Genomic DNA, 17472 nt, shown 5'->3' with positions numbered 1-17472 from the left:
GGGAGGAGGGTTGACGTTCAGCGAGTTTATGGATGAACTCTACCTCTCTTTATTGCAACAAGGGTACAAACACCATCACATTGATAACGAGATGGATATATGGCATTATTTGAGGCTTAATCGGAAAATGCGTGAAAACGGAAATGAAAATCATGAAGGCTCCAATTCAAACGAAATAGAAGTGCCAGCGGAAAACATTATTTAACGAGGGAGGTGAGACTATGGCGAACGAAATAAATAATCTAGTCGTTAGACTTTCCCTTGATAACGTAAACTTTCGACAAGGTATCTCGAATTCAGGCCGTGCAGTCAGGACGCTGCAGAACGAGTTAAAATCTGTAAGTACAGGAATGGGTGGTTTTGCTAACGCTAGTCAGCAAACACAAGCGAAATTGAATACGCTCACTCGACTAATTGAAGCTCAGAAAGAAAAAGTTAAGGCATTACGCCAAGCTTATGATCAAAATAAAGCTAAATTAGGAGAAAATGATGCTGCTACTCAGCGGTACGCTGCACAAGTCAATAAAGCCGTTGCGGATTTAAATAGATTTGAGAATGAACTCAAACAAGTGAATCGTCAGGCTCAACAAACAGCAATGGATAAATTAAATAATTCATTGAAATCTTTACAAGCGGAATTCCAAGCGGTTACAACTGGAATGCATGGATATACCAATGCTACTGAACAGACGCGAGCAAAAATTGATGTTCTATCTCGTATGGTAGATAAACAAAAGGAGAAAATTAGGGAACTTCAGTCAGCTTATAATCGAGCCAAAACTGAAGAAGGGGAAGCAAGTCAGTCAGCGCAACGTTATGCAGAACAAATTCATAGGGCAACCGCTGAATTAAATCGATTTGAACAAGGATTACGACAGTCAAATCATGAACTTGAGCAACAAGGGAATCGACTACTGAATTTTGGAAATCGTATGGAAACACTGGGCAATCATTTGCAAAATGCAGGAAGTCAAATTGGTATTGTCTTTGGTGGAATGACGTATGCAATAGGGCGTGGTTTAAAGTCCGCAATTACAGAATCTATGAATTTTGAACAGCAAATGGCCAATGTTAAAGCTGTATCTGGTTCTACTGGAGAAGAAATGAAAAAATTAAGTGAATTAGCTGTCAACATGGGGGAAACAACAAAGTATTCTTCTGTAGAAGCGGGGAAAGGTATCGAGGAATTAATAAAGGCCGGTGTCAGTTTAACAGATATTATTAACGGAGGTCTATCAGGCGCTCTGAATTTGGCAACTGCTGGGGAACTAGATTTAGGTGAAGCAGCAGAAATTGCATCAACAGCCTTAAATGCGTTTAAAGCAGACCATCTTTCAGTAGCGGATGCAGCTAACATATTATCAGGTGCAGCAAACGCATCAGCAACAGATGTACGCGAATTAAAATATGGCCTTGCTGCTTCTTCAGCAGTAGCGGCAGGAGCAGGGATGACATTTAAAGATACAGCTACAACTTTGGCGGTATTCGCCCAAAATGGTTTAAAAGGTTCAGATGCAGGTACTTCATTAAAAACCATGCTCATGCGTTTAAATCCAACAACAAAAGAAGCATATAACAAAATGAGAGATTTAGGCCTTATAACATACAACGCGCAAGCTGGATATGATTTTCTTGTTAAAAACGGTATACAACCAGCATCAAGGAGCGTTGGCGATATTGAACAAGCTCTAGAAGGATATGTAATGAAAATAGAAGGTGCGAAAAAGTGGAATGACAAGTGTGATACGACATTCCGTGAATTAGCCACGAGTTCAGCTTTCTTATCATCAAAATTTTATGATCAACAGGGGCATATTCAAAGTTTAGAAAATATTTCAGGGACACTTCATGAATCGATGAAAGGTTTAACAGATCAGCAACGAAGTATGGCTTTAGAAACATTATTCGGTTCGGATGCCGTACGTGGTGCGACTATTCTCTTTAAAGAAGGCGCAAATGGGGTCAATGAGATGTGGGATGCAATGTCTAAAGTTACGGCTGCTGATGTTGCAAAAACAAAGATTGATACTCTCCAAGGAAGAATTGTTTTATTAGATTCAGCATTTTCTACAATGAAAAAGACAATTGGTGATGCACTTGCTCCTGTAGTTAGTGCTTTTGTTGCTGGTTTGCAAAAACTTGTCGATGGATTCAACTCTTTACCTGCGCCTGTACAAAAGGCAATAGCAATTACAGGTGGTATTGTACTTGCTTTAACAGCTGTTGCTGCTGCAATCGGTGTGGTTTTAGCTGCAGTTGGGATGGTTATGTCAGGTATTGGAGCGTTAGCAACATCATTAGGAATTGCTGGTGGTGCTGCAGGTCTTGCTGGTGCTGCGGTAGGTATGTTAGGAAGCGCATTAGGAGTGCTTCTTGGGCCTGTTGGTTTAATAGCAGCCGCTCTTATTGGAACTGGAGTTGTCGCATATAAGGCGTATCAAAAAGCAACTGAAGATAGTATTGCTTCAGTTGATCGCTTTGCTACGAATACAGAAGGGAAAGTAAGCGCATCGACTAAGAAAGTTCTTGGCGAGTATTTCAAGTTATCTGATGGTATTAGACAAAAGTTAACTGAAATTAGATTGAATCATGAGGTAATAACTGAAGAACAGTCACAGAAGTTGATTGGTCAATATGATAAATTGGCTAATACAATCATTGAAAAAACCAATGCAAGGCAGCAAAAAGAAATAGAAGGACTTAAAAAGTTCTTTGCTGATTCATATGTATTAACTGCTGAAGAAGAGAACAAACGAATTGAACAGTTAAATCAGCACTATGAACAAGAAAAGCTAAAAACACAAGAAAAAGAAAATAAAATTAAAGAAATTCTACAAACAGCCGCTAGGGAAAATAGAGAATTAACAACATCCGAACGCATCTCGTTACAAGCATTACAAGATGAAATGGACAGAGTTGCTGTTGAGCACATGTCTAAAAATCAAATGGAGCAAAAGGTTATTCTTGAAAATATGCGTGTGCAGGCTAGTGAAATTTCAGCTAGACAGGCAGCGGAAGTCGTAGAGAATAGCGCTAAAGCAAGGGATAAAGTTATTGAAGATGCGAAAAAAACACGTGATGAAAAAATTGCTGAAGCGATTCGTCAGCGTGATGAAAATAAAACAATTAATGCTGATGAAGCGAACGCAATCATTGCTGAGGCAAAACGTCAGTATGATAGTACAGTTTCTACAGCGCGAGACAAACATAAAGAAATTGTTAGTGAAGCAAAAGCACAAGCTGGTGAACATGCAAATCAGGTAGACTGGGAAACTGGCCAAGTGAAATCGAAATATCAAGTTATGAAAGATGATGTTATTCGAAAAATGAAAGAAATGTGGTCAGATGTTACTAACAAATATGAAGATATGAAAAACTCTGCAAATAGCAAGGTAGAAGAAATAAAAAATACAGTTTCAAGAAAATTTGAAGAGCAGAAAAAAGCTGTTAGTGATAAAATGCGGGAGATAAAGAACGATATTGAAGAAAAGTGGAATACAGTTGAAAAATTCTTCAGTACTATAAATCTACGTTCCATTGGTAAATCCATTATAGAAGGTCTCGAAAGAGGGTTGGATGATGCGACAGGTGGTTTATATAGTAAGGCGAAAAGCATTGCTGGAGAGATTAAAAAGACTATTTCTGGAGCACTAGAAATTAACAGTCCGTCTAAAGTGATGATTCCAGTCGGTAGCGCAGTTCCAGAAGGTGTTGGGGTTGGTATGGATAAAGGAAAACGGTTTGTTGTTGATGCAGCGAAAAATGTAGTCGGAACCGTTAAGAAGCAGATGGGGAATATGCCATCTATTTTTGATTTTGGATTCCAAACAAATCAATATAGTATTCCACAAAATACGTTTGGCAATTTTAGCGGATACACGCAACCGCAATTAGCTTATAACAACCCATCTATGGCAAAAACTATATTCCCAGATAGAGTGGGTAGAGAGCAAGAACTGAAATTAACTGTAAATATGACAAATGTTTTAGATGGAAAAGAGCTTGCAAATGGAAGTTACACCTACACTACAAAACTTCAAGATCGTGAACAAAAAAGAAGAGCGGAATTTTAAGGGTGGTGAGCACGTTGGGGAAACTTAGTTTTACTTTTAATAATATTAGAAAAGATTATATTCAAATGCTGGTTGGAAGAAAACGTCCTTCATGGGCTCCAGTTAAAAGAAAATTAGTAAGAGTCCCTCATCGTGCAGGGGCTCTTTTTATTAATACAGAAACGGAGGAACGTCGTATTGATGTTCCTCTTGTCATTAAAGCAAAAAAAGATATGGCGGATTTGCAAAAGATAAAAGAAGATTTAGCAGATTGGCTATATACAGAGCAACCAGCTGAACTTATTTTTGATGATGAGTTAGACAGGACTTATTTAGCATTAATTGATGGTTCTGTCGATTTGGACGAAATAGTCAATAGAGGTAGAGGTGTTATTACTTTTGTTTGTCCAATGCCGTATAAATTAGGTAAACAAAATACTCATACGTTTACTCAAAACTGGTCCACTGAAATCACTACTTCTTTCGTCAATCAAGGTAATGTAGAAGCGCCTCCAATTATTGAGATTGAGGCCAAGAAACCGAGTACATTTTTAGATGTATGGTTTGGAGAGTATCCATATAATCGTGACTATTTCAGAATTGGTTATCCTTTAAAAACCGAACAACTACCTGTTGAAAGAAATCAAAGGCTTATATGGGATGAAATGGCTACTACTGTAGGTTGGAGTAAAGTAAGTGCAATGGAAGATGGCAACCCAGTCGGTGAAATGAAATCAGACGGTTATCAATTTTATTGCTCTAATTATGGTACAGGGACAGGAAAAGGATGGAATGGTGCAGCTGTTAAAAAAAATATACCTAATGGGCCAGTGCAAGATTTTATTATGCAGGCTTATGTTACATGTAAAAGTAAACGTATCAATGAGATGGGTCGAGTGGAAATAGCGATATTAGATGAAAACAGTAAAGTGCTTTCGAAAATAGCTATGACTGATGTATTTTGGCAAGCTGAACAAAACTTCGGAACAATGGTAATCGGTTATGATAATAAACCAGGAAGAAGAAGTTTAATTCATGAAAGTGGAGATTATCCAAACACTTGGAACCAATATCAAGGGCGATTGTGGATAGCTAGAACAGGAAATGTATGGGAAGCGTATATTTCGAAATTCCTCCCGGGGACGGAAAAAGATGATTCTGAACGATTTGTGCGGTGGACGGATGAAAATAACTATCACATGGAAAAAGCGGCGCAAATTCAAATCAGTATTATGCAATGGCAAGATGTACCGCCAGTAGAAGCGATGACCGTTTCAGATTTAAAGTTTTGGAAAGTGAATTTAAATACTCAAAATAATCCGCCTTACATTTTTGATACGGGAGACAAGATTATAATTGATACAGAAAAAAGTCTTGTAACCATTAACGGTAAAAATGCAATTAATTTAAAAGACATTTTTAGTAATTTTCCAACTGTCATACGTGGTGAGAATCGTATCGATATAATGCCACCAGATGTTAAAGCAACTGTTAGTTATAGGGAGAGATACAGATGAGAACACCAAGCGGGATTTTGCATGTTGTGGATTTCAAAACAGATCAAATCGTTGCAGCTATCCAGCCAAATGACTATTGGGATGACAAAAGGCATTGGGAACTGAAAAACAATGTTGATATGTTGGATTTCACTGTTTTTGATGGAACTACTCATTCAGCCACATTACAACAACAAAATCTTGTTCTAAAAGAAGTTCGTGATGGAAGAATTGTACCATATGTCATTACAGAAACAGAGAAGAATTCAGACAAACGATCCATTACCACATACGCTTCAGGAGCTTGGGTTCAAATTGCTAAATCAGGCATTATAAAACCACAAAGGATAGAAGGCAAAACAGTAAACGAATTTATTGACATGGCTCTTGTAGGTATGAAGTGGAAACGTGGGAAAACAGATTATGCGGGTTTTCATACTATGACCATTGATGAATTTATGGATCCGTTAACTTTTTTAAAGAAAATAGCTTCCTTGTTCAAATTAGAAATTCAATACCGTGTTGAGGTTCAAGGGTCACAAATAGTTGGATGGTATGTTGATATGATTCAAAGGCGTGGCCGAGACACTGGTAAAGAAATAGAGTTAGGTAAAGATTTGATAGGTGTTACACGTATTGAACATTCAAGAGATATTTGTACAGCGTTAGTCGGATTTGTAAAAGGCGAAGGCGATAGTGTAATTACCATTGAAAGTATTAACAGGGGACTTCCGTATATTGTTGATAACGATGCATTTCAACGATGGAACGAACGAGGTAAGCATAAGTTTGGTTTTTACACGCCAGAAACAGAAGAGTTAAATATGACGCCACAACGTTTAATGACGCTAATGGAAATAGAACTGAAAAAACGTATTAATTCTTCCGTTTCGTATGAAGTAGAGGCACAATCAATCGGTCGCATTTTCGGACTAACACACGAACTAATCAATGAAGGAGATACAATCCGAATCAAAGATACAGGCTTCACACCTAAGCTATATCTTGAAGCGCGTGTTATTGCTGGTGACGAATCATTCACTGATCCTGCACAAGACAAATACGAATTTGGGGATTATAGAGAGATAGTAGACCCAAACGAGGAATTACGAAAGATTTACAATCGAATCCTTAGTAAATTCGGTGAGAAACAAGAAATGCTGGATCAGTTAGATAAATTAGTGAAAGATGCAAATGAAACAGCTAGTAATGCTAAGAAAGAATCCGAAGCAGCGAAAACATTGGCTGAAAAAGTTCAAGAGAATCTTAAAAATAACACGGTAGAAATAATTGAAGCTAAGAATCCACCGACAACAGGGCTTAAACCTTATAAGACACTTTGGCGTGATATTAGTAATGGAAAGCCCGGCATTTTAAAAATATGGACAGGTACAGCTTGGGAATCAGTTGTTCCTGATCCAGAAACTATCAAGAAAGAAACAATAGAGCAGGTAAATAAAGATATTGAATCAACAAAAACAGAATTAAACAAGAAGGTTCAAGAAGCACAAAATCAAGCGACAGGACAATTCAACGAAGTGCAGGAAGGTTTACAAGGTGTCAACCGCACAATTTCTAATATCGAAAATAAACAAGGTGAAATTGATAAGAAAGTAACTAAGTTCGAACAAGATTCTAATGGATTTAAAACTTCTATTGAATCGTTAACAAAAAAAGATACTGATATCAGCAATAAATTAAATACAGTCGAACAAACTGTAGAAGTTACAAAGAAGACTATTTCTGATGTACAGCAAACAACAAGTGAACTAAAGAAAACAACTACTGAAATAGAAGAAAAAGCTGGGAAAATCAGTGAGAAGTTAACGAGTGTAGAAACAAAGGTTAATAGTGATAAAGCTGGTGGACGTAACCTTGTATTAAAATCAAATGTTAAATATGAAAAAACAGACTATCTAATCAATCAATATTCTCTAACTGAAAATTTCTTTGCGGGTGAGGAATATACCTTTGTAATTAAAGGGAGTGTCCCACAGGGGCAGAAATTTGGAATTTGGCAGAATGGCGGGTCTAGTAATGTTGGATATGCAACAAGTGTTTATGCTAATGGAATAACGTATGTAACCTTCAAAGCTGTTGCAACTACAAGTGGAAATGAACGAAAGTTAAGCTTATATAACTATCCGAGTGGTACTACGAAATCTATTGTGGAATGGGTTGCCTTGTATAAAGGGAATAAGCCGCAAGATTGGACAGCACCGCCTGAAGAACAGGTAACAACGGATGAGTTCACTCAGAAAACAACTGAAATTGCAAAAAGCGTGGATGGAATTAAAGAAACAATTACAAAAGTAGAAAACAATCAAAGTGGATTTGATAAGCGTGTTGCTACTGTAGAAAAAGATGCAACTTCCATTAAACAAAATGTCTCATTAATACAAAATACGCAGACAGAACAAGGAAAACAATTACAAGAGGCGAAAGCTGGCTGGGAAAATACTGCGAAAGCACTTGAAGGTAAAGTTGAGCTTAAACAAGTAGAGGATTATGTAGCTGGGTTTAAGATTCCTGAGTTGAAGCAAACAGTTAATCAGAATAAACAAGATTTATTAGATGAATTAGCTAATAAGCTTGCAACTGAACAATTTAACCAGAAGATGACTTTAATTGATAACCGTTTCACTATTAATGAACTGGGGATCAATGCAGCAGCGAAAAAGACAGAAGTATATACAATAGAGCAAGCAAATGGACAATTTGCAAAAGATTCTTATGTAAGAGATATGGAAACCCGTCTTCAGTTAACTGAAAAGGGTGTTAGCATATCTGTAAAAGAAAATGATGTAATCGCAGCATTCAATATGAGTAAAGAAAATATTACTTTGAATGCGAACAGAATTAACTTAAAAGGTTTTATTACAGCGAGCCATATTAAAGGACAAGTTTTAGAAGGAGTAACACTTAAAACAAGCGGAAACAGATTTGTTGAAATAAATAAGCAAGACATGAAGATTTTCGATGCAGATAAGCCACGTGGCTATATAGGATTTATGGAAACAAATGATGGAAGTATTCAACCTTCACTCGTCCTTGGTTCTGACAATATTAAATACAGGGGTACAGGATCGTTTTATATTTATCAAGTCATGCCGCGAATTAATGGAGTTGATCAACCTTCTAAAGCATATGCAAAATTTGGGGTTTCTAAAGGAGAAAATGCAGAAGGAACTAATATTTGGTCAAATTATATTCAAATGCAGAATGACGGTGGACATCTGAGCGTATATTCAGATGGACAATTTCGTTTTAAAAACTTGAATGATATTATTTTTGAATCTGAAGGATGGGCTCCAGGATATGGTCACTTCTTTGTAACTACAACTGAACCACATTCTTTTACAAATAACTGGGGGCAATTTACTTTCAGAAGAAAAGGTAGTGACTATGAAATACATTTCGTAAACGGCGCCAGTGATCATGATTTAATCATGGGTAATGCAATGATAAGATCAAGCATTGTGCAAGGTTATAACAATGGCTTGCAGATTAAAGATATGTTGGGTAAGGGATGGAAAGATATAGAATTAAGAACATTACGAGCGCAAGAAAATATTTATGCTACTGGTCAAATGTGGGCGAAAGCGTTTAATCCTACGTCAGCTAGAAATATGAAAGAAAATATAAAAGATATCCCTTTCTCAGCTCTTGATAAAATCATGAGTTTAGCTATTAAACAGTACAATTTCAAGGACGATATGTATGATCTGTATCAAATGCGTATGAACAAGTCAGAAGAACAAACAGAACCATATACAACGAGAGATATCGAAACCTATTTCGGTATGATTGCAGACGATACTGAAGATATATTTACAGATAAAGAGAAACGAGCCATTAATCTATATAATACTGTCTCTATTTTCATTGCAGCTTTTCAACAACAGTATCGTGAATTTATCCATTTAACAGAACAGGTTAAAAAGAATACCGAAGAGCTAAATGTAGTTAAAGAAGAAAATATACAATTAAAAGAGCAGGTTAATATACTTACAATTAACGTGTCCACATTAACTGATTTAGTTCAAAAATTAATAAACGAGAAACCAGAGCAGCAGTTATAAGCTGGTCTTTTTTTATTGCCTAAAAAGGGGTGATCAAAGTGGAAGGGTTACAAGATGTGAGGAACGATGTTCAAGAAATAAAGCAAGATATCAAGGACATTCGTTTAGAAATGAAAAGTCTAGAAATTCGAACGACAGGTAACGAAAAAGACATTATTAATATCAATAAACAATTAGATAAAATCAGTGCCAATACAACTTGGATTTTACGTTTAATTGTTGGGGGAATTATTGGAGCCGTTCTCACTTTCCTATTGAAAGGAGGTGGTATGTAATGGTTAATATTGCTGTAATAATTGGCGTTGTTGTTGGACTATCGCAAATTGTAAAAACAATCGGGTTACAAACAAAATATGTTCCGTTATTGAATTTAACGCTTGGCATTGTGCTAGGCGTTTTGTTTTTGGACGGAGACATCAAAACAAATGTATTTCAAGGGATCATCATCGGATTGTCAGCAAGTGGACTGTTTGACCACACAAAAATTATGAAAAAGGATGCTGATGTAAAATGAAAAAGACATTAAAACACATTTCTTCTATAGTTCTTACAGCTATTCTAGCGTTATCCATTACAACAAGTGCTTTTGCTGACAGAATATTAATCATTCCTGATTTACCGAAGCAAGGATATAGAAATGGAGTAGGAGCGTATGAAGGTGTAGTTGCACATAGTACAGCGACTCCAGAAGCTCCAGCAATCAATATCCAGCGTTATGAAACACGTACTTGGAGAAATGCATTTGTACATTATGCAGTTGATTGGGATGAAGTCATTCAAATTGCAGATACACGTTATATTGCGTATGGCGCTGGGCCAGCTGCTAACGCACGTTTTGTACACGTTGAACTTTGTGAGACTTCAGATTATAGCAAGTTTAAGCAAAGCTATGACAAGTATGTAAAATTATTAGCAAAGATTTTACGTGATCGTGGACTTTCAGTAGAAAAAGGACTATGGACACATGACGACGTAAGGAAATATCTAGGCGGGACTACTCACACTGATCCACTGGATTATCTAAAAAAACATGGTATATCTGAAGCTCAGTTCCGAGCGGATGTAAAACGTGCATATAATAACACGGGTATTTCTATTCCTGAACAACCTTCTAAACCAGCGGAAAAACCAACAGCCAATGTAGAAGGTATAGCTTACATTGAAGGATATAATGTGAATTTACGCAAAGGCCCAGATGCAAGCTATTCTGTTATTCGTCAATTAAATAAACCAGAGGCTTATAAAGTTTGGGGAGAAAAGGACGGATGGCTAAATTTAGGTGGAGATCAGTGGATAAAATATAATCCATCGTATATCCGATTTGAAAAGAAAGAGGCTGTAAGTTCAGTTGCCGGAAAACGTGTAGTGTCGAAAGTGAATAATCTCAGATTCTATAGTGCTCCATCGTGGGAAGATAAGCATGTTGCAGGTACTGTAGATACGGGATTAGGCTTTAAAATTGATGCAACAGTAACGGTAAATGGTTCCTCACAATACAAAGTGCACAATAGTAAAGGCACAACATACTATATCACAGCAAGTGAAGCCTATGTGTATGTGAAGTAAAAAGAGGGATTCCTAAATTATTGGGAATCCCTCTTTTTTTATTGTTTCCATTCAATCAGAGTACGTTTATTACATCTATGACAAATAAACGCTTCAGCTTTATGTACAACAGTTTGTTTTTTACTACAATTAGGGCATTTTACAAGTTGTTTTCCCATTGCTTTATACATGAAAATAACTGAGAAAAATGCTAATCCAATAGCAGGTAAAATTCCAATGATAGTAAAGAATAATGCTACTGAGATAAGCAGTCCTAATATACCGATTGAGAGGTATACAAATCTTTTTAATTGATTACCGGTAGAACTTTTCTTTTCCTGCAACTCGATAATAAAGGTTTCCCCATCAGCAGTTTTACGTAATTCCATAAAATAGCCTCCTTAAATAAATCATACCGAACAATGCAAAAGTTGAAAACTTAATCAATATTTTTCCATATATCCTCAACCTGCATATCAAGCGCTTTTGCTATACGCATAGCAACTCGTAATGTCGGTTCGCTTTTCCCTCTAACTATCATACTTAATGTTTGATCTGTTATGCCAGCCCTTTTTGCTAATGCAGATTGTTTAATCATTCTATCGGCTAAAATCATTTTTAATTTGCACTCCATAAAATCCCTCCCTTTAAAACATTCAATCAATTTTTTGAAAAACCTTTTGATTTTTTTGTTGTTGGACAAACAAGTTTTTGTTTTCTGGTTCATATACCTATATTACTTCCACTTGGAAGACCACAAGGAAGAAGAGACAACAAGAGGGGAGAGGTCTATATGCGTTGGCAATATAACCATCTAAATACAACTCCATATTTACATCCTTCAAAAGAGTTACGATCTATGTACAACGAATCAAGATCAAGAGCAGAAACTGAATCAATTTTAAATCACATGAGAAACCATAAAGTTTTTAATAACAAAGAGTACAAAGGGTATTTTAATTTATCGCAGGTAGTGGAGGAAGATTTATATGGTGAGGAAGAAGATGTTTTAAATTGGGAGATTTTAATGGATTGTTATGATGTTGTCCTTACCAGAAAAGGTATTGTATTTCGTGAAAAGGAAGAGGAGGAATAATCATGACACTTGCAGGAGAAGCAGTGGTTATTTGGACTGCAACAGGATTATCTGTAGTCGCTATGAAAGTAGCTGAAAAAATGGGGAAAAGTGTTCCACATTGGCTTCCACGTGTCACCTTGTACACAACACTTACAGGCTCGTTTCTATACCTTCTACGTTATGTTCTCGTGTTATTTCTATGAAGGAATACGATGTGGAAACCTTTTGTTCCTTATGTCATAAGGAGTTTAGCTTGTATACACGTATTCCTTGAAACAGGGATATATACCCTCTATAAGAGGGATATAGGGAGTGATTATATGCTGGAGTTGTTATCAGTACCATTCGCAGGTTTAATTTTCGCCATATTTGGTGGGAGGCTCAAAGGAAGAGAGAGTGATCGAAAGAAAATACAAGTTTTTTTCGAAGTAAGCGGAATTGCGATACGTAGAGAGGACAGATTACAGTATCCAGTTTTTCTTGAACAAAAAGAGGATGATCGAAGTACAACTTATATATATCGATTACCTGTAGGAATGCCGAGTAAAATTATTCAGAAGGTGGAGGATGTTGTCTCTGAAGGGTTAAGTAAACCTGTCCGAATTGATTATGATAATTACAAGTTAAGGATTCGTGTGTTTCATAGAGATATACCGAAAAAATGGTCATGGTCAAAAGATTTGGTGGCAAAAGGAAGTTGGTGTGTTCCAATGGGCCAAAGTTTAGAAAAACTTATCTATCATGATTTTGATAAAACACCACATATGACACTAGGTGGTCTCACTCGAATGGGTAAGACGGTGTTTCTAAAGAATGTAGTTACTTCACTTACATTGGCACAACCAGAACATATTAATTTATACATTATTGATTTAAAAGGCGGTTTGGAGTTTGGGCCGTATAAGAATTTAAAACAAGTAGTTTCTATTGCTGAAAAACCCACAGAAGCTTTTATGATATTAACTAATATTCTCAAGAAGATTGAAGAGAAAATGGAATATATGAAAGGTAGACATTACACAAATGTTGTGGAAACAAATATCAAAGAGCGTTGCTTTATTATAGTAGACGAAGGAGCTGAACTTTGCCCAGATAAAAGTATGAAAAAAGAACAACAAAGGTTATTGGGAGCGTGTCAACAAATGCTTTCTCATGTAGCGCGCATAGGTGGTGCTTTAGGGTTTAGATTGATTTTTTGTACACAGTATCCGACAGGGGATACATTACCACGCCAAGTGAAACAAAATAGTGATGCGAAATTAGGCTTTAGATTACCAACTCAAACGGCCTCAAGTGTTGTTATAGATGAAGCAGGATTAGAAACAATAAAAAGCATTCCCGGACGCGCAATTTTCAAAACTGATAGACTTACAGAAATACAAGTGCCTTACATTAGTAACGAGATGATGTGGGAGCACTTAAAAGGATACGAGGTGGAGAAACATGAGAATGCAAACGCATATGCAAATCAACCGTCAAATGGCGATACTTGCGACGATTAGAAAGCTACAGTTTGCAACTAGAAGGCATTTAATGAGTGTTCATGAAATGGGCGGAATAAGAAATGCAAATCGAATCATGAAAGATTTATCTACGTATACAAGTAAGGTAGTATACAATAAAGAGCATGTATATTATTTAAACCAATTAGGGCATAAGCTGTTCGGTGAAGGTAAAGTTGTACATCATGGTAAAGTTGCACACGCTATTTTACGTAATGAGGCTTGGCTACATTTATTTTGTCCAGATGATTGGCAAGTAGAAACAGAAATTAAATATATAAAAGATAATAAAAAGAAAAAAATAATTCCAGATGTGAAATTTCGTGATGAAGACGGAATACTTCATGCTGTAGAAATAGATCGTACTCAGAAAATGATAGTAAACGATGAGAAATTTAAAAAATATGAAGAGTTAACTCAGATTTATAAACGGAAGCATAACGGAAAAGTGCCAGTTATTCATTTCTTTACAGTCACAAAATACAGAGAAAAGAAGTTAGAACAACTGGCAAATAAATATAAAGTGTTTGTAAAAGTATATGTAATCGCTGCTACTTAATGATGAAAAAAAGAGCTGATCACTTCGAATGATTAGCTCTTTTTTATTTCACTTCCTTAATTTCAAACAGTTCATCAATAGATATTTTTAAAGCGCGACTTATGGCAACTAAATGAATATCTCTGTGCTGTTCATTTTTATCGAATCTTGATATTGAAGACTGAGGTATATTTGCTAATTCTGCAAGTTGAGATTGAGTTAATTGACGTTCTTTCAGTATTTCTCCTAAACGTGGTTTAACTATGTATGTTACATTCTCCAAAATAATCACTCCTCTATATCCATTATGCAATAAGTGATATTCAATAATCAATATTTTTTTCAATCCTGTATTGACTATCCAATAGTGGATAATGTATATTAGTGGTAACAAATATTGAAAGGGGTTCGATATAATTGGAGAAGTTCAATGATTATTTTGGTTTAGAAGGCAAATCAGATTTTGTATGGTTTTATGGTTTCTACACAGTTTCTGCAATTTTAATTGTAATTAATATGATCATTGTACTTATATAACTGGGGGTAAGAAGATGCTTAGTTCAGCAAATTATACACAATACAAAGAACTACAATCATTTCAATCAATAGAAGAGATGAATGAAGCAATATGTTCTTTTTTATACAAACATACACATGAATTATCTGAGTCAGCAATAAAAGTATTGAAATTTCTAGCAAGGCACTCATGCAAGATTCCAGGTGTATCTTTCCTGAAGGTAGGAACAATTGCTAAGGCATTAAATATAAGCGATCGAACTGTCCGTAGGGTATTGAAAGTGTTGGAAGATTTCGAGGCAATAACTAGACATAAAACGATTCGAAAGGAAGGGAAATTACGTGGAGGAAATGGACATAACGTCTATGTCCTTCTAAAAAAATATAGTGTCACACCGAGTGTCCTACCGAAAATGTCACAGCGACAAGATGCAGAAAAACCTACAGAATCAAAGGTTTCCGATGCAAAATCGGACAAGGAAACTAAACTTTCTGAATCACACCCTCTAGAAGAATTAAAAAACGAATTAAACGTAAAAGAAACGTCAGTAAGGGACTCTAAAGAAATCGAATTAGAAGATTTAGATGAAACTTTCACACCAGAAAATGTACCGAGCCAATTCAGAGATGTGGTAGCTCCTTTCTTCAAATCGGCAGATAAAATTTATAAACTGTATCATCGGGTATTAATGGCTTATAAGCGTTCAAAAATAGACAAGCCTATTGAACAAGTGATAAATCAAGCCGTTCAAGCATTCAAAGAAACTGTTTTCGCAGAAAAAGCAAATAAAATTAGAAGTACTTTTGAAGGTTATTTTTATAGAATTGTTGAAAGTAAATTTGTAGTGGAACGAAGAAAAGAGTGTAGAGAAACCTTATATGATTGGCTTACAGAATAAGTAAAAAGGATTGTAGGGATAAGGTTTTGTTTGTATACTTTAATCATTCACATTTTATTGATATCAGTAATTATAACTAGTAAAGATGGTGATTTGATTGAAGTATGCAGTTTATGTTCGGGTATCTACAGACAGGGACGAACAAGTCTCATCTGTAGAAAATCAAATCGATGTATGTCGATATTGGTTAGATCAGCATGGGTATGATTGGGATGAAAACTCAATATATTTTGATGATGGTATTACGGGCACGGTTTTATTAGAACGACATGCAATGCAACTTATACTAGAGAAAGCTAAAAAACGTGAATTACAGATGGTGTTATTCAAATCAATCCATCGTTTAGCGCGTGATTTAAAAGATGCTCTAGAGATTAAAGAAATACTTATTGCTAATGGGATTCGATTAGTCACAATCGAAGAGGGATACGATAGCCATTATGAAGGAAAAAACGATATGAAGTTTGAAATGTTTGCTATGTTCGCATCGCAATATCCGAAAACTTTATCTGTATCTATATCGGCAGCTTTATCAGCTAAAGTTAGGAGAGGCGAGCATACAGGTGGGCGTTTGCCTTTTGGTTACTCTGATCGTGAGAAGAAATATGTAATTAACGAGGAAGAAGCCGAGATTGTTAGAGAAATCTATAATATGTATTCAAAAGGAATTGGATATATAGGAATTGCAAAAATATTAAACGAAAGAGGCATTCCATCAAAAACTGGCGGTAAATGGCAAATGTCTTCCGTGCAAAGAATTATTAAGAATCCAATTTATAAAGGTGACTATATATTAAATCAGTACACTACAGTAAAGATTTCAGGTCGTAAGAAACAAATAAAAAATCCTGAAGAAAAATGGACAATATTTAAAAAGCATCATCCTGCCATTGTATCTGAGGAACAGTGGGAATTAGTAAATAAGCCGCGCTCTGCTAAAAAGAGAAGGCCTGCACTATGGAATGAATTTCGAGGGATAATGTTTTGCGCGCATTGTGGCTCAGCGATGCAAGTAGTATATAGCGCTAAGAAAAAGAAAGATGGAACTAAGGAAGAGTGGAGATACTTAAAATGCTCTAGATATAAACGATACGGAAGTGATGAATGTGTACGCCACACTCCAATTCAATATCATGAATTTCGTGAGTTTATATTAGAGAATTTGAAAGAAAAAGAAAAACAGTTAGAAACGGAATTCAATTTGAATGAAGAAAGTTCAAATGCAGAGAAGAAAAACAAATTAAAAAGAGAAATACAAAGGATTGAAGAAAAAAGAAAAAAACTGATTGATTTATATATGGAAGAACTTATTGAAAAAGAAGAATTTTTGAGTCGTCGCAATGAATTAGAAAAGACTATAAAGGAAAAAGAAGTTCAATTTGTGTCGATGGAAGATAAGAGCGAAGTTAAACGAACTCAAGATGAATTCAGAAAAGCTTTTGCTTTGTTAGATGAAAGTAAGAATTTGTATGAAGAGTTTAAAAGGATTATAGATAGGATTGAGATATTTGAAAACGGGGATATAAAAATCGTCTACAGGATAGAAATGTAGTCTTCACTATCTACAATTATGCATAACAAACGCAATGCAAAAGCTAGGGGTTAAAGGACGTTCACAAGCAGTTGTGGAGCTTCTTCGTATGGGAGAGCTCGAACTATAAGAAAGCAGCCGACTTTTATACAAAGAGTCGGCTATTTTTTTGTTTGCTTCACTTGCTATATGAATGATAAGAACACTCCATACATAAATAGGTAATAAGGAGG

General features: G+C 35.8%; 17 protein-coding genes and 1 pseudogene. 15 read left to right on the top strand and 3 right to left on the bottom strand.

The window, feature by feature from the left end:
• Window positions 1-28: 28 nt before the first annotated feature.
• Genes MHH27_RS23215 through MHH27_RS23185 form a run of 7 tightly spaced genes read left to right on the top strand, consistent with a single transcriptional unit; the run spans window position 29 to window position 11196 of the window.
• Window positions 29-205: a hypothetical protein gene (locus MHH27_RS23215; protein ID WP_262728156.1), complete on the top strand. Its 177-nt coding sequence runs from the start codon at window positions 29-31 to the stop codon at window positions 203-205.
• Between the two features lie 16 nt (window positions 206-221).
• Window positions 222-4073, top strand: coding sequence for a phage tail tape measure protein (locus MHH27_RS23210; protein WP_340944222.1), 3852 nt, complete (start codon window positions 222-224; stop codon window positions 4071-4073).
• Between the two features lie 14 nt (window positions 4074-4087).
• A complete protein-coding gene (locus MHH27_RS23205) occupies window positions 4088-5569 on the top strand; it encodes a distal tail protein Dit (RefSeq protein WP_340944218.1) in 1482 nt (493 codons plus the stop codon).
• Window positions 5566-9630, top strand: a complete 4065-nt coding sequence (locus MHH27_RS23200) for a phage tail spike protein (RefSeq protein ID WP_340944216.1) — start codon at window positions 5566-5568, stop codon at window positions 9628-9630. Before MHH27_RS23205 ends, MHH27_RS23200 begins: the two co-directional genes overlap by 4 nt.
• 38 nt (window positions 9631-9668) lie before the next feature.
• Complete coding sequence (locus tag MHH27_RS23195) at window positions 9669-9905, top strand: hemolysin XhlA family protein (RefSeq protein ID WP_044798117.1); 237 nt, start codon at window positions 9669-9671, stop codon at window positions 9903-9905.
• The gene (locus MHH27_RS23190; RefSeq protein ID WP_340944213.1) at window positions 9905-10144 is read left to right on the top strand and encodes a holin; all 240 of its coding nucleotides are present in this window, start codon (window positions 9905-9907) and stop codon (window positions 10142-10144) included. Before MHH27_RS23195 ends, MHH27_RS23190 begins: the two co-directional genes overlap by 1 nt.
• The gene (locus MHH27_RS23185) at window positions 10141-11196 is read left to right on the top strand and encodes an N-acetylmuramoyl-L-alanine amidase (protein WP_340944210.1); all 1056 of its coding nucleotides are present in this window, start codon (window positions 10141-10143) and stop codon (window positions 11194-11196) included. The genes MHH27_RS23190 and MHH27_RS23185 overlap by 4 nt, the downstream gene beginning before the upstream one ends.
• A gap of 38 nt (window positions 11197-11234) precedes the next feature.
• On the opposite strand, the gene MHH27_RS23180 is transcribed toward MHH27_RS23185, so the two are convergent.
• Together MHH27_RS23180 and MHH27_RS23175 are read right to left on the bottom strand one after the other, a co-directional pair.
• Window positions 11235-11564, bottom strand: a complete 330-nt coding sequence (locus MHH27_RS23180; protein WP_153597884.1) for a hypothetical protein — start codon at window positions 11562-11564, stop codon at window positions 11235-11237.
• 50 nt (window positions 11565-11614) lie between these two features.
• A complete protein-coding gene (locus MHH27_RS23175; protein WP_340944205.1) occupies window positions 11615-11809 on the bottom strand; it encodes a helix-turn-helix transcriptional regulator in 195 nt (64 codons plus the stop codon).
• A 159-nt stretch (window positions 11810-11968) separates the two neighbouring features.
• Here MHH27_RS23175 and MHH27_RS23170 point away from each other — a divergent pair, with 159 nt between their 5' ends.
• The 4 genes from MHH27_RS23170 to MHH27_RS23155 all read left to right on the top strand — a co-directional run bounded on the left by MHH27_RS23170 (window position 11969) and on the right by MHH27_RS23155 (window position 14314).
• Window positions 11969-12271, top strand: a complete 303-nt coding sequence (locus MHH27_RS23170) for a hypothetical protein (protein WP_001267630.1) — start codon at window positions 11969-11971, stop codon at window positions 12269-12271.
• A 2-nt stretch (window positions 12272-12273) separates the two neighbouring features.
• The gene (locus tag MHH27_RS23165; protein WP_000170787.1) at window positions 12274-12456 is read left to right on the top strand and encodes a hypothetical protein; all 183 of its coding nucleotides are present in this window, start codon (window positions 12274-12276) and stop codon (window positions 12454-12456) included.
• Between the two features lie 117 nt (window positions 12457-12573).
• Window positions 12574-13755 carry an FtsK/SpoIIIE domain-containing protein gene (locus tag MHH27_RS23160; protein ID WP_340944202.1) on the top strand — a complete coding sequence of 394 codons (1182 nt, stop codon included), beginning with the start codon at window positions 12574-12576 and terminating at the stop codon, window positions 13753-13755.
• Window positions 13697-14314 (top strand): replication-relaxation family protein, encoded by a 618-nt coding sequence (locus tag MHH27_RS23155; protein ID WP_340944200.1) that lies wholly within the window; start codon window positions 13697-13699, stop codon window positions 14312-14314. Before MHH27_RS23160 ends, MHH27_RS23155 begins: the two co-directional genes overlap by 59 nt.
• Window positions 14315-14357: 43 nt before the next feature.
• On the opposite strand, the gene MHH27_RS23150 is transcribed toward MHH27_RS23155, so the two are convergent.
• On the bottom strand, window positions 14358-14576 hold the full coding sequence (locus MHH27_RS23150) for a helix-turn-helix domain-containing protein (protein WP_169509422.1): 219 nt from the start codon (window positions 14574-14576) through the stop codon (window positions 14358-14360).
• Window positions 14577-14710: 134 nt separating this feature from the next.
• Between MHH27_RS23150 and MHH27_RS23145 the strand changes: the two genes are divergently transcribed.
• The 4 genes and pseudogenes from MHH27_RS23145 to gerE all read left to right on the top strand — a co-directional run.
• Window positions 14711-14830 carry a DUF3961 domain-containing protein gene (locus MHH27_RS23145; protein ID WP_340944192.1) on the top strand — a complete coding sequence of 40 codons (120 nt, stop codon included), beginning with the start codon at window positions 14711-14713 and terminating at the stop codon, window positions 14828-14830.
• A 14-nt stretch (window positions 14831-14844) separates the two neighbouring features.
• Window positions 14845-15708 carry a helix-turn-helix domain-containing protein gene (locus tag MHH27_RS23140; RefSeq protein ID WP_340944190.1) on the top strand — a complete coding sequence of 288 codons (864 nt, stop codon included), beginning with the start codon at window positions 14845-14847 and terminating at the stop codon, window positions 15706-15708.
• Between the two features lie 97 nt (window positions 15709-15805).
• Complete coding sequence (locus MHH27_RS23135; protein WP_340944188.1) at window positions 15806-17260, top strand: recombinase family protein; 1455 nt, start codon at window positions 15806-15808, stop codon at window positions 17258-17260.
• Window positions 17261-17282: 22 nt separating this feature from the next.
• A pseudogene (gene gerE, locus MHH27_RS23130) lies at window positions 17283-17369 on the top strand (spore germination transcription factor GerE); the annotation flags it as partial.
• Window positions 17370-17472: the final 103 nt, after the last annotated feature.

The sequence above is a fragment of the Bacillus sp. FSL L8-0152 genome, assembly GCF_038006365.1.
Lineage (GTDB): Bacteria > Bacillota > Bacilli > Bacillales > Bacillaceae_G > Bacillus_A > Bacillus_A cereus.
This window is presented reverse-complemented; position numbering and strand designations above follow the sequence as displayed.